Annotated in this window: 11 protein-coding genes; 9 read left to right on the plus strand and 2 right to left on the minus strand. The window is 67.0% G+C overall.

The window, feature by feature from the left end:
* Positions 1 to 10: 10 nt before the first annotated feature.
* From F3J19_RS16435 to F3J19_RS16475, 9 genes are all read left to right on the plus strand, one after another.
* Positions 11 to 1,042: a low specificity L-threonine aldolase gene (locus F3J19_RS16435; RefSeq protein ID WP_167043160.1), complete on the plus strand. Its 1,032-nt coding sequence runs from the start codon at positions 11 to 13 to the stop codon at positions 1,040 to 1,042.
* 136 nt (positions 1,043 to 1,178) lie between these two features.
* A complete protein-coding gene (locus tag F3J19_RS16440) occupies positions 1,179 to 1,709 on the plus strand; it encodes an NUDIX domain-containing protein (protein WP_167043162.1) in 531 nt (176 codons plus the stop codon).
* A 333-nt stretch (positions 1,710 to 2,042) separates the two neighbouring features.
* Positions 2,043 to 3,191, plus strand: coding sequence for an iron-containing alcohol dehydrogenase (locus tag F3J19_RS16445; RefSeq protein ID WP_167043164.1), 1,149 nt, complete (start codon positions 2,043 to 2,045; stop codon positions 3,189 to 3,191).
* Between the two features lie 152 nt (positions 3,192 to 3,343).
* Positions 3,344 to 3,793 (plus strand): thioesterase family protein, encoded by a 450-nt coding sequence (locus F3J19_RS16450; protein ID WP_167043166.1) that lies wholly within the window; start codon positions 3,344 to 3,346, stop codon positions 3,791 to 3,793.
* A gap of 34 nt (positions 3,794 to 3,827) precedes the next feature.
* Entirely contained in the window at positions 3,828 to 4,766 is a 939-nt protein-coding gene (locus F3J19_RS16455; RefSeq protein ID WP_167043168.1) for a branched-chain amino acid ABC transporter permease, read from the plus strand.
* Positions 4,759 to 6,159, plus strand: coding sequence for a branched-chain amino acid ABC transporter permease (locus tag F3J19_RS16460; RefSeq protein ID WP_167043170.1), 1,401 nt, complete (start codon positions 4,759 to 4,761; stop codon positions 6,157 to 6,159). Before F3J19_RS16455 ends, F3J19_RS16460 begins: the two co-directional genes overlap by 8 nt.
* Positions 6,156 to 6,902 carry an ABC transporter ATP-binding protein gene (locus tag F3J19_RS16465; RefSeq protein ID WP_167043172.1) on the plus strand — a complete coding sequence of 249 codons (747 nt, stop codon included), beginning with the start codon at positions 6,156 to 6,158 and terminating at the stop codon, positions 6,900 to 6,902. Before F3J19_RS16460 ends, F3J19_RS16465 begins: the two co-directional genes overlap by 4 nt.
* Positions 6,899 to 7,606, plus strand: a complete 708-nt coding sequence (locus tag F3J19_RS16470; RefSeq protein ID WP_167043174.1) for an ABC transporter ATP-binding protein — start codon at positions 6,899 to 6,901, stop codon at positions 7,604 to 7,606. Before F3J19_RS16465 ends, F3J19_RS16470 begins: the two co-directional genes overlap by 4 nt.
* A gap of 581 nt (positions 7,607 to 8,187) precedes the next feature.
* Positions 8,188 to 10,470: a hypothetical protein gene (locus F3J19_RS16475; RefSeq protein WP_167043247.1), complete on the plus strand. Its 2,283-nt coding sequence runs from the start codon at positions 8,188 to 8,190 to the stop codon at positions 10,468 to 10,470.
* A gap of 80 nt (positions 10,471 to 10,550) precedes the next feature.
* On the opposite strand, the gene iolB is transcribed toward F3J19_RS16475, so the two are convergent.
* Positions 10,551 to 11,351 (minus strand): 5-deoxy-glucuronate isomerase, encoded by an 801-nt coding sequence (gene iolB, locus F3J19_RS16480; RefSeq protein ID WP_167043176.1) that lies wholly within the window; start codon positions 11,349 to 11,351, stop codon positions 10,551 to 10,553.
* Positions 11,348 to 12,274 (minus strand): myo-inosose-2 dehydratase, encoded by a 927-nt coding sequence (gene iolE, locus F3J19_RS16485; RefSeq protein WP_167043177.1) that lies wholly within the window; start codon positions 12,272 to 12,274, stop codon positions 11,348 to 11,350. The genes iolB and iolE overlap by 4 nt, the downstream gene beginning before the upstream one ends.
* Between the last annotated feature and the right edge of the window lie 3 nt (positions 12,275 to 12,277).

The following is a 12,277-nucleotide window of genomic DNA, read 5'->3' on the forward strand; positions in this document are numbered from 1 at the left end:
CCGCGCCACCATGCAACATTTCGCGTCCGATAACTACGCCGGCATCTGTCCCGAAGCGCTCGAGGCGCTGATCGCCGCCAACCACAGCGGCCACGAGCCGGCCTACGGCGACGATTCCTGGACGAGCCAGGTCTGCGACCGTCTGCGCGATCTGTTCCAGACCGACTGCGAGGTGTTCTTCGTCTTCAACGGCACGGCCGCCAACTCGCTCGCGCTGGCCTCGCTGTGCCAGTCGTATCACTCGGTGATCTGCCACGAACTCGCGCACATCGAGACCGACGAATGCGGCGGCCCCGAATTCTTCTCGGGCGGCTCGAAGCTGCTGACGGCGCCCGGCATCGGCGGCAAGCTCACGCCCGATGCGATCGAAGCGGTCGTCACGCGCCGCGCCGACATCCACTATCCGAAGCCGAAGGTCGTCACGCTCACGCAGTCGACCGAGGTCGGCACCGTCTACACGGTCGAGGAAGTGCGCGCGATCGCGGCGATCGCGAAGCGCCGTCATCTGAAGCTGCATATGGACGGCGCGCGCTTTGCGAACGCGGTCGCGGCGCTCGACGTGCATCCGTCGGAGATCACGTGGCGCGCGGGCGTCGACGTGCTGTGCTTCGGCGGCACGAAGAACGGCCTGCCGGTCGGCGAAGCGGTGGTGTTCTTCGATCGCGCTCTCGCCGACGATTTCGCCTATCGCCTGAAGCAGGCGGGGCAGCTTGCCTCGAAGATGCGCTTCATCTCCGCGCCCTGGCTCGGCCTGCTCGACAACGACGTGTGGCTGCGCAACGCGCGTCACGCGAACGCGATGGCGCGTCTGCTGCAAACGCGGTTGCAGGAAATTCCGGGTGTGAGCATCATGTTTCCGGGCGAATCGAACGCGGTCTTCGCGCAGTTGCCGCCGCACGCCGCGAAGGCGATGCGCGCGCGCGGCTGGAGGTTCTACGAATTCATCGGCGCGGGCGGCTGCCGGCTGATGTGCGCGTGGGACACGCAGCCCGCGACGGTCGAGCGCTTTGCCGCCGAGCTGCGCGAGTTGTGCGCGGCGTGATGCAAGGCGTGAAGCGAAGCGCGCCGCCGCCGCCATTATCTTCCGCCTTCACTCCTCGCCATCGCACGCAGTCGCCCCCGACCGCGTCCAATCGCGGCAGACAGACATACACACAAGACACGAGACACCTCACGACATGACCGAATACCGCTTTTGTCCCCGCTGCGCCAAGCCGTTGACCGAACGCGCCGACCCCGAGCACGAAGGCGGCCGCATACGCCAAAGCTGCCCCGATACCGTGTGCGGCTACGTCCACTGGAATAACCCGCTGCCGGTCGTGGCCGCGATCGTCGAGTACGAGGGCAAGATTCTGCTCGCGCGCAATGCTGCGTGGCCCGAGGGCATGTTCGCGCTGATTACCGGCTTCCTCGAAAACGGCGAGACGCCGGAGCAGGGCATCGCGCGCGAAGTGCTCGAAGAGACGTCGCTGCAGACGGAGTCGGTCGAACTGATCGGCGTGTACGAGTTCATCCGCAAGAACGAGCTGATCATCGCGTATCACGTGAAGGCGCATGGGACGGTCTCGCTATCGCCGGAACTGCTCGAATACCGGCTCGTCGAGCCGGCGAAGCTGCGGCCCTGGCGCGCGGGCACCGGCCAGGCGCTCGGCGAATGGATGCGGCGGCGCGGTCTGCCGTTCGAATTCGTCGAGCGGCCGGGGCAGTGAGTCGCGTTCGCGGGCGGCGCGATGGCGGCGAGCATGGTGTTGCCCGCGTCGGCGGTACTTCATCGCGCGACGATACATAACGGGCCGACGAGGCAACGGCGGCGAAGCTCGAAGCAGGCCTAAACGACACGGCCCGCGCAGACAAGCTCGATACGGCGCACGGCATCGGCCACACCAGACGACGCACGAACCGGCATACGAACCAGCACACGAAATAGCACACCAAACAACGCACAAAACGGCACCCGAACCAGCACCCCAGTCAGCGCGGTAACGAACGATCAACCCAAGTCAATCAGCGGTCAATGAGCTCACGCTCGGGAGAAGCACGGCATGGCTTACATCTACTATCTGACGCATATTCATCTGGGCTACGAAGCATTGTCGCAACTGCCGGCCGAGTGCGCGCGCATCGGCATGACGCGGCCGCTCGTCATCAGCGACAAGGGCGTCGTCGCGGTCGGCATCGCGCAGCGCGCGCTCGACGCACTGAAGCTCGGCGACGTGCCGCTTTTCGACGACACGCCGTCGAACCCGACCGAGGCGATGGTGCTGGCCGCCGCGCGGATGTATCGCGACGCGGGCTGCGATGGCCTGATCGCGGTGGGCGGCGGTTCGTCGATCGATCTCGCCAAGGGCGTCGCGATCGCGGCCACGCATCCGGGACCGCTCACGCAGTACGCGACGATCGAAGGCGGCAGTGCGAAGATCACCGAGGCCGTCGCGCCGCTGATCGCGATTCCGACCACCGCGGGCACCGGCAGCGAAGTCGCGCGCGGTGCGATCGTGATCCTCGACGATGGCCGCAAGCTCGGCTTTCACTCGTGGCATCTGCTGCCGAAAGCGGCGCTCTGCGATCCGGGCCTGACGCTCGGCCTGCCGCCGGGGCTGACCGCGGCGACCGGCATGGACGCGATCGCGCACTGCATCGAAACGTTCCTCGCGCCGGCCTTCAATCCGCCCGCCGACGGCATCGCGCTCGACGGTCTCGAACGCGCGTGGCACAGCATCGAGCGGGCATGCGCGGACGGCAGCGACCGCGAGGCGCGTCTGAACATGATGAGCGCGTCGATGCAGGGCGCGATGGCGTTCCAGAAGGGGCTCGGCTGTGTACACTCGCTGTCGCATCCGCTGGGCGGGCTGAAGGTGAACGGCCGAACCTCGCTGCATCACGGCACGCTGAACGCGGTCGTGCTGCCCGCCGTGCTGCGCTTCAACGAACGCGCGCCGAGCGTGGTGGCCGAGCGTCGCTTCGCACGCATGCGCCGCGTGATGGGATTGTCCGAGCAGACCGATCTCGCGCAGGCGCTGTTCGACATGACGGCACGGCTCGGTCTGCCAACCGGCCTCGCGCAGATGGGCGTCGACGAGAGCATGTTCGACAAGGTCGTGCAGGGCGCGCTCGCCGATCATTGCCATCGCACGAATCCGCGCGAAGCGACGGCCGACGATTACCGCCGCATGCTGACCGAGTCGCTGTGACGAGGCGAGGCGGTGCGCGGTAGCGGCCACGGCCACGCGTCGCGCCTGACCGCCGCTGTTGTCGTCATGGTCATTGTCATCGCTTGCGTCATCGCTATCGCTATCGCCAGAAATACCCCTATCATCACGCAGCCGATCAAACCCCACGCCTCATGAACAAACCCGCTCCCGCGCCACGCTCCGCCTACCCGCACTTCCTGCCGATCACGACCCGCTGGATGGACAACGACGTCTACGGTCACGTGAACAACGTCGTCTACTACAGCTATTTCGACACCGTCGTGAACGAGTATCTGATCCGTGCGGGCGTGCTCGATTTCGAGCAGGGCGCGACGATCGGGCTCGTCGTCGAGACGCAGTGCAATTACTTCGCGCCGCTCGTGTTTCCGGATCGCATCGACGCGGGCCTGCGTGTCGCGCGGCTCGGCACGTCGAGCGTGCGCTACGAAGTCGGGCTTTTCCGGGAGGGCGAGGTCGAACCCGCCGCGCAGGGGCATTTCGTGCACGTCTACGTGGATCGCGTCACGCGCCGTCCCGTGAACCTGCCCGCCGAACTGCGCGCAGCGCTCGAACCGCTTGCCGTGGCCGCGCAGGCGGGCTGAAGCGAGTCGGGACAGACCGGAACGGATTCAGCGCGTGCAGTCGTTCATCGTCAATCTCCTCAACGGCCTCAGCTACGGGCTGCTGCTGTTCATGCTGTCCGCCGGGCTCACGCTGATTTTCAGCATGCTCGGCGTGCTCAATTTCGCGCATGCGAGCTTCTACATGCTCGGCGCGTACGTCGGCTTTTCGGTGGCCGCGCGCGCCGGGTTCTGGAGCGCGCTCGTGATCGCTCCGCTCGGCGTCGGTCTGCTTGGCGCGGCGTTCGAGCATTGGCTGTTGCGGCGCGTGCGTGCGCACGGTCATCTGCCCGAGTTGCTGCTCACGTTCGGTGCCGCGTATCTGCTCGGCGAACTGGTCAAGCTCGGCTGGGGGCTCGGTCCGCTGTCCGCGCCGGTGCCGGTCGTGCTCGACGGTCCGCTGTTCTCGCTGTACGGCGCGAGCTTCGCGCGCTATCGCGCGTTCATGATGGCGGTGTCGCTGGCGATGCTCGCGGCGCTCGTCGCGGTGCTGCGCGTGTCGCGCACGGGCCTCGTCGTGCGCGCCGCGCTAACGCATCCGCAAGCGGTCGAAGCGCTCGGTCATAACGTGCCCGCCGTGTTCACCGGGGTATTCGCGGCCGGCACGGCGCTCGCCGCGCTGGCCGGCGCGATCGGCGCGCCGCTCTTCGTGATCGAGCCGGCGATGGCGGAATCGCTCGGCTCGATCGTGTTCGTCGTGGTCGTGATCGGCGGGCTCGGTTCGTTGAGCGGGGCGCTCGTGGCGTCGCTGCTGGTCGGCTGCGTGCAGACGCTCGCGGTGGCGAGCGACGTGTCGCTGGGCGAGGTGCTGTCGGTCGCCGGCGTGGCGTTGCCGCCCGACTGGGACGCGCTGACGCTCGCGCAACTCGCGCCGCTGATTCCGTATCTGCTGCTCGTCGCGGTGCTGGCGCTGAGGCCGCGAGGGCTGTTCGGACGGCGGGGGGATCATGCGTAAGCGGGATGCGGGGGCGGAGGCGAGGGGCGCCGCAGCACGCCCTGAACGCCCGGAGCACCCGGAGCACCCGGAGCGCCCTGGGACTGCACCGCAAACCGCTGGGCGTGGGCCGTCCGCGCGTTCGTTCGCACCTTGGCTCGCGCTCGCCGTCTTTCTCGCGTTGCCGCCGTTCGTCGGGTCGCAAAGCTGGCTGCTCGCGTACCTCGCGCAGACCGCGACGATGATCGTGTTCGCGCTCTCCTACAACCTGCTGCTCGGCGAGACCGGGCTGCTGTCGTTCGGGCATGCCGCCTATGCGGGGCTCGGCGCGCTGATCGCCGCGCGCATGTTCAACGCGACCGGCATGCCGCTCGTGCTGCTGCCGCTCGTCGGCGGCATGGGCGGCGCGTTGTGCGGCCTGCTGTTCGGCCTGATCGCGACGCGCCGCTCCGGCACCGCGTTCGCGATGATTACGCTCGGCCTCGGCGAACTCGTGGTCGCGGCCGCGTGGACGCTGCCGGGCTGGTTCGGCGGCGAGGCCGGCATCGCGATCGATCGCGCGAGCGGCCCGCGCTTTTTTGGCCTGAGCTTCGGTCCGGCGCGCGAGGCCTATGCGCTGATCGCGCTGTGGTGTCTCGCCGCGAGCGCGGCGATGTTCGCGCTGTCGCGCACGCCGTTCATGCGCCTCGCGAACGCGGTGCGCGACAACCCGGCGCGCGCGGCCGCGATCGGCTGCTATCCGGCGCGTATCCGCTATGGCGTGGTGGTGCTGTCGGCGTTTTTCGCGGGCATGGCGGGGACGATGGGGCTCGTCAATATCGAACTCGTGTCGACGGAAAGCGTCGGCATGATGCGCTCGGGCGCGGTGCTGATCGCGACGGTGATCGGCGGGACGGCTGCGTTTTTCGGGCCGGTTGCCGGCGCTCTCGTGTTGACGTTTTTCAGCGTGATCGTCGCGAGCGTTACGCGCGCGTGGCTGTTCTATCTGGGTCTCTTCTTCGTGGCCGTCGTGCTCGCCGCGCCCGACGGGCTCGCGGGTTTCTGCGCGCGGCACGCGGCGCGCATCGCGGCGCAAGGCTGGCGGCGGCGCCGCGCCGCCTATCTATGGAGCGCGCTGGCGGTGCTGCTGTGGAGCGCAGCCGTCGTGCTCGCGGTGCAGTGGGCCTATGCCGCGCGATTCGGCGCGGACGAGGGCGCGGCGGGCGCGATCTTCGGCTTCGGCGCAAACGCGGGGGCTGACGGTGCGCCGCTTGCATCGGCGTTGAGCGCGGTGTCGTGGTGGCCCGCCGTGGCGCTGGCCTTGCTTGCCGCGTTCGGTGCGCTGACCACGCGCTATGCGATGCGCGCGCACGCTCGTCTCGCCCCTCAAGCCGGGCGCGCTCGCGTTGCGTCATCCAGCGGAGAGACGCGATGATCCCGGCACTGGGTCTCTACAACATCGAAAAGCGTTTCGGTGCGACGCGGATTCTGCGCGGCGTCGATCTCGAGATCGAGCCCGGCGAGCGGCATGCGCTGATCGGCCCGAACGGCGCGGGCAAGTCGACGCTGTTCAATCTGATCGCGGGCGGTGCACGGCCGAGCGCGGGACGCATCCATCTGTTCGGCGCGGAGATCACGCGGCTCGCGCCGGCTGCGATCGCGCGCCGTGGCCTCGCGCGCAGTTTCCAGAGCACGAGTGTGTTCGCGCGGCTTAGCGTGCTCGACAACCTGCGCTGCGCGGCCATGCTCGCCGAGCGCGACCGCACGCGCTGGTGGCAACGCGTGACCGGCTCGCCGGCGATCGATGCGCGCGCGGCCGAGGTGCTCGACGCGGTCGGCCTCGGCGCGCGCCGCGACGTGCAGGCCGGCACGCTCAGTTATGCGGAGCAGCGCGCGCTCGATCTCGGCATCGCGCTCGCGGGCGGCGCGCATACCTTGCTGCTCGACGAGCCGACCGCGGGCATGAACCGCGCGGAAGCGGCGCGCGCGATCGAACTGATTCGCGAGACCACGGCAGGCCGCACGCTGCTGATGGTCGAGCACGACATGGACGCGGTCTTCACGCTTGCCGACCGCATTTCGGTGCTCGTGCAGGGGCGCATCATCGCGACCGGTTCGCCGGCGGCGATTCGCGCCGACGAGGCAGTGCGGGCTGTGTATCTGGGCGAGCGCACATGAGCGCGCTGCTCGAGATCCGCGATCTGCACGCGTGGTATGGCGCGAGCCAGGCCTTGCACGGCGTCACGCTCGGCCTCGCGCGCGGCGAAGTGCTCGCGCTCGTCGGCCGCAACGGCTCGGGGCGCTCGACGCTTGCGCGCGCGATCATGGGCCTCGTGCGCAGCGAGGGCGAGTTGCGTTTCGCGGGCCGTTCGCTCGCCGGGCTGCGCACCTTCGAAATCGCGCGGCTTGGCCTTGGCTATGTGGCCGAACATCGCGACGTGTTCGCGGCGCTGAGCGTGCATGAAAATCTGCTGCTCGGTATCTCGCCGCGCAAGCGCACGCCGCGCTTTACGCTCGATGACGCCTACGCGCTGTTCCCCGTGCTGGCCGAGCGCCGGCACACGCGCGCCGGCGCGCTGTCGGGCGGCGAGCAGCAGATGCTCGCGCTCGCGCGGGCGTTGCTCGGCGATCCCGATCTGCTGCTGATCGACGAACCCGGCGAAGGTCTCGCGAGCGGCGTGATGGAGCAGGTCGCCGGGTGCCTGCGCACGTTGCGCGAGCGCGGCGTCGCGATGCTGCTGATCGAGCAGCGCCTCGTGATCGCGCGGGAAATCGCCAGTCGCGTCGCCGTGATGGGGCATGGCGAGATCGTGTTCGACGGCGCGCTCGATGCGTTTCTCGGGCGCGACGACGTGATGCGCGAGTGGCTTGGTGTCGGTTGAGCGGCGCGGCCGCAATCGCGGGTTGAGTGCTTTGCCGCATGAGGTGCGGTACACGTTTCGAGCACCTGATTATTGGCGTGGCTCGCGCTGGCACGGTCTGAAGTGCCGATACACGTTTGCAATGGCGTTTGAACCGTTCATCGCGACCTGCCGCACATGCCCCGTGTATGGGGCTTTCCATCGATTCGCTCGTGCGATTCAAACGATTGATCGTTTGGTGAGCGTCCTCCAGAAATCTTGTCGGCAACGCGCGGACAAATAAAGACAATCGAGTCAGCGGCGCGCAACGGCGAAGCGATGTTCGAAGCCTGTGCAGGGCTCGTACACGCGACTTCCGCCCGAGTTCATGAATGCGCCGAACCCCGCCGCGTTAGACGCGCAAAAGACGCGCCGCGGCTTCAGGAGGAGACATGATGAAACGGCAGGTGGCGTTGAGTGTCGAGCGCGTCGGAGCGAACATCGAGGCGCGCGTTGAAGTGCATCTGGGTCCGTTGGATCGAGCCGGGCATGCCAGGCATTCCCGGCGTTCCTGGAGTTCGCGGTTCGGCGCGGGCGCGGCGCTACTGGCCGCCGCCTTGCTGATGTCCGCATGCGCGGATGCTAGCTCGACCGCGGACTCGATGCCGGCCGATGCCGCATCGAAGGCACAACAACGCGTGGCGAGCGCACCGGGCAATCAGGATCGCGCAGCAGAGGCGAACGCAAACGCAAACGAGAACGCATCGTCCGGCACGGCACCCGCATCACGTCCCACGCTCGAACGCGACAAGGCGAGGCAACGGGCTGCCGAGCAACAGATCGCCGCGCGCGTGCCCTCGGCGAGCGGCATGCACGAAACGCGCAGCCGTGTGCTGACGCTGCGCGATTCCGGCATCGACGGTTCGCTCATGTTCGTGCGCGACGTCGATTTTCGGGTGACGGGCGAGATCGGTTTCATGATTCACGACATGGCCGCGACGCTGACGCCGACACGCCCCGGTCAGCCGATCGTCTTCGACGACCCGACCAGCGCGACGATCCACGTGCACCGTGGCGACGTCACGCTCGACAGCGCGAAGCTCACCGCGATTTTCGATCGCTATCTGTTCCAGTATCAGGGCTCGCCGCTGCGCAATATGCGCGTCGTGCCGCAGGACGGCGGCAATCTGCGCATCACGGGCGAGATGCATCGCGACACGTGGGTGCCGATCGCGCTGACCGGCTCGCTGTCGATGCGCAATCCTGACGAACTCGTGTTTCATCCCGATCACGTCGAAGTGGCGGGCATCGGCGCGGACAAACTGATGCAGGCCGCGCACGTGCGGATGGCCGATCTGCTCAAGGTCAACACGCCGATCGCGCGGCTCGATGGCGACGACGTCGTCATGCAGGTCGCGAAACTGACGCCGCCGCCCGCGCTGCGCATGACGATCACGCAGATTCAAACGAGCGCGTCGGGCGTGCGCTTCACGCTCGACGACGGCACCGTGCCGAACATCGCGTGGCCCGCGACGATGCCTGCGCACGGTCTGCTCGTGCAGGGCGGCGACGTGAAGTTCATGCGCTCGATGCCGATGAATATCGACATGGCGATCACGCCGCTTGCATCGACTGGGTCGAACGGATCGAATGCAGCGAACGTCGCGGCCGATGCCGCGCCGTTCGTGCTCGATCTGTACCACTACCGCGAGCAGATGGCCGCCGGCTATTTCACGTTCGACGAAGCGGGCGCGCTCGACGTGCATCTGCCGTCGTATCCGACGCTCGCGAGCGCGTCGAAGACCGGGTCGTCGCAATCGCCGCAATCGCCGCAAACCGGCAGCGCGAGCGCACGCTATAACGACAGCCTGCTGCGCACGCAGCAGGCCTCGCTCGCGCAGGCCCGCGCGATCTGGCAATACGTGCCGCAGAATTTACGCATCGCATCGGCGGCGCATGCGACTCCGCTCGGCACGCGCGTCGCGTTCAAGCGCTGGAGTCTCGCGGCGCCGGCTTCGTTGTCTGCTTCAGCACTCGGCGACGAACGCCATTCGTCGGGGCCCGCGCCGCTGATTCACGTGCAGAACGTCGACTTCTACGTAGCAGGGCGCATCGGCTTTCACGTGCGCTCGCTCGATGCGCAGATGGTGCCGAAAAAGCCCGGAGAGCCCGTCGATTTAGACGATCCCGACCAGTACGACATTCATATCATCGGCGGCGAGGTCGTCGAACCGTGGCCCGCAATGGCCGCGCTCTTCAACGACTATCTGCTCGACTATGCGCCGCGCTCGCTCAACGATCTGCAACTGAAGCCGGTCGACGGCCAGCTCGAAGTGACGGGCGGCATCAAGCTATGGAATCATTTTCCCGGCGTATGGCTGCCGACCACGATGAGCGGCACGATCAGCGCGGCGGACGAACGGCATCTGGTCTATCGTCCCGCCGAGGTGAAAGTGCTCGGCGTGCCGCAAGCGGGTTTGCTGCGCGCGCTCGATATTCCGCTCGCGTCGTTGACGCCGTTCACGCGCAAGGGTGTCGCGCTCAAGGGCAACGAACTCGTGTTCGACCAGTACACGGTGTTTCCGCCGCCCGCGCTGATCTCGCGGCTCGCGAGCGCGACCGTTACCGAGGCCGGGCTCGTGCTGAAGTTCAGGCGCGACAGCGCGGCCGTTGCGAAGCCGCCGGCCGGCGCGGGGCATAGCTTCGTATGGATCGAGGCCGGCGACGTGAAGATGTTCAACTCGCTCGTCACGAATACGCGCACCTATATCGAGGACAGTTCGAACTCCGGCGCAATGACGTTCGACCTGTATGGCTACCGTCGCGACGTCTCGAAGGGGACGGTGCGCATGGACGAGGACGGCACGCTGCGCGTCGATCTTGCCGCGAGAAAGGCGGGACAGTGAGCGACGCAGTGAGCGGCGTACGGGAGCGCGATGCGAATCGCGCTGCACGGTGCCATCAAAGCACCGCGCAGCATAATTAATCAAGCATCCTTATTGATAATCCACTCGTGCGCCGGGTCGTTGTGGAAATGCCAGGTGCGCTGGCTGCCGGCCATCACGTTCAGATAATACGAGTCGTACCCATACGGCACGACGACCGGATGATAGCCGCGCGGCACCATCACGACGTCGTGATTCTCGACGGCCATCGATTCGTCGATATCGCGCGAATCGGTGTAGACGCGCTGAAACGCGAAGCCTTGCGGCGGATCGAGCCGGTGATAGTAAGTCTCTTCGAGCGAACTCTCGTGAGGGATGTTGTCGGTGTCGTGCTTGTGCGGCGGATAGCTCGACGCATGGCCGCCCGGCGTTCTCACTTCGACGACGAGCAGCGATTCGGCAGGCTCGGTCTGCGGAAGAATATCGCAGACGTAGCGCGTATTGAGCGACCTGCCGCGTGTCGAGCGCTTCATCGAGGCGGGCTCGATGAGCCGCGCGGGGTACTCGCCCGTGGCCGGCGCGCTTGCGATGCCGATCTCCGCATCGCGGTTCGCGCGCACGGTCGCTCGCACGTTCGGCGGCAGATAGACCGCATACGGCGCGGCGTCTTCGAACACGCTGTCGCGCGAACCGAGCGAGGTCCACGTCGCGTCGGGCGTTTCGATATCGACAGCCCCGGTCAGCACGACGATGCATACCTCGCGCGACGGCTCGAATACGTGCACGATTTCGCTCGTGCCGAGCCGGTACGCGGCAAATCCGACATAACGCCAGCAGGCCGACTGCGGCGTGACTCGCGCGATCGTTTGGCCCTCGCGCTGTGCCTTCACCAATAAACTCATGCTGCCTCCTTGCCCGCGCCGTCGAGCGTATCGAGCGGTGCATCGGCGAGCGTGCGCAAAGTCCGATAACCCTTCTGGGCATACTCGAACGACGGCGCGACCACCGGGTCCTGTTCCGCTTCGACGACGAGCCAGCCGCGATAACCATGCCGCTTCAGCCGGCCGATGATGCCGGCAAAATCCACGGCCCCGTCGCCCGGCACCGTGAACGCGCCTGCGATTACCGCATCGAGAAAACTCCAGTTGCGATTGCGCGCGAGCTTCATGACCGCGGGCCGCACGTCCTTGCAATGCACGTGGCAGACGCGCGCGATGTGCTGGTCGAGCACCGCGAGCGGATCGCCGCCCGCAAACGTGATGTGACCCGCGTCGAACAGCAGGCCGACCGCATCGCTCGTGCGTGCTATCAGTTGATCGACGTCGGCCGGCGTCTCGACATAGGCGCCCATATGATGATGGTACGCAAGCCGCACGCCATGGCTCAACGTATAGCGCGCGAATTCGTCGACCCGTGCTGTGTAGCCGGACCATTGCGCGTCGCTGAAAAAACGCGGCCGTTGATAAAGCGGCCGCGCCGCGCCCTGAATCGAATCGGCGACTTCGCCATACACCATCACCGTCGCGCCGTTTTGCGCGAGCAGTTCGAGATGCGGACCGACGGCGGCGATTTCCTCGGCGACACTGCGCTTCGCCAGTTCTCCGGAATACCAGCCGGAAACGAGCGCGAGGTCGTAGCGCGCGAGTAGCGTCTTCAACGCCTGCGGCTCGCGCGGAAACTTGTTGCCGAGTTCGAAACCCTCATAACCGATCTGGCGGCCCTCGGTCAGCGCGACTTCAAGCGGCGTTTCGCCGCCGAGCGAGGGCAGGTCGTCGTTCATCCACGAGAGCGGGTTGATGCCGATACGTACGTCGAAAGCAGTCATGCG

It is taken from the genome of Burkholderia sp. Ax-1724 (assembly GCF_011752995.1).
In the GTDB taxonomy this organism is placed as follows: domain Bacteria; phylum Pseudomonadota; class Gammaproteobacteria; order Burkholderiales; family Burkholderiaceae; genus Paraburkholderia.

Coding starts and splice junctions, on each gene's coding strand:
- F3J19_RS16435 (WP_167043160.1), top strand. CDS start 11: ATGCAACATTTCGCGTCCGATAACTACGCCGGCATCTGTCCCGAAGCG.
- F3J19_RS16440 (WP_167043162.1), top strand. CDS start 1,179: ATGACCGAATACCGCTTTTGTCCCCGCTGCGCCAAGCCGTTGACCGAA.
- F3J19_RS16445 (WP_167043164.1), top strand. CDS start 2,043: ATGGCTTACATCTACTATCTGACGCATATTCATCTGGGCTACGAAGCA.
- F3J19_RS16450 (WP_167043166.1), top strand. CDS start 3,344: ATGAACAAACCCGCTCCCGCGCCACGCTCCGCCTACCCGCACTTCCTG.
- F3J19_RS16460 (WP_167043170.1), top strand. CDS start 4,759: ATGCGTAAGCGGGATGCGGGGGCGGAGGCGAGGGGCGCCGCAGCACGC.
- F3J19_RS16465 (WP_167043172.1), top strand. CDS start 6,156: ATGATCCCGGCACTGGGTCTCTACAACATCGAAAAGCGTTTCGGTGCG.
- F3J19_RS16470 (WP_167043174.1), top strand. CDS start 6,899: ATGAGCGCGCTGCTCGAGATCCGCGATCTGCACGCGTGGTATGGCGCG.
- F3J19_RS16475 (WP_167043247.1), top strand. CDS start 8,188: ATGTCCGCATGCGCGGATGCTAGCTCGACCGCGGACTCGATGCCGGCC.
- iolB (WP_167043176.1), bottom strand. CDS start 11,351: ATGAGTTTATTGGTGAAGGCACAGCGCGAGGGCCAAACGATCGCGCGA.
- iolE (WP_167043177.1), bottom strand. CDS start 12,274: ATGACTGCTTTCGACGTACGTATCGGCATCAACCCGCTCTCGTGGATG.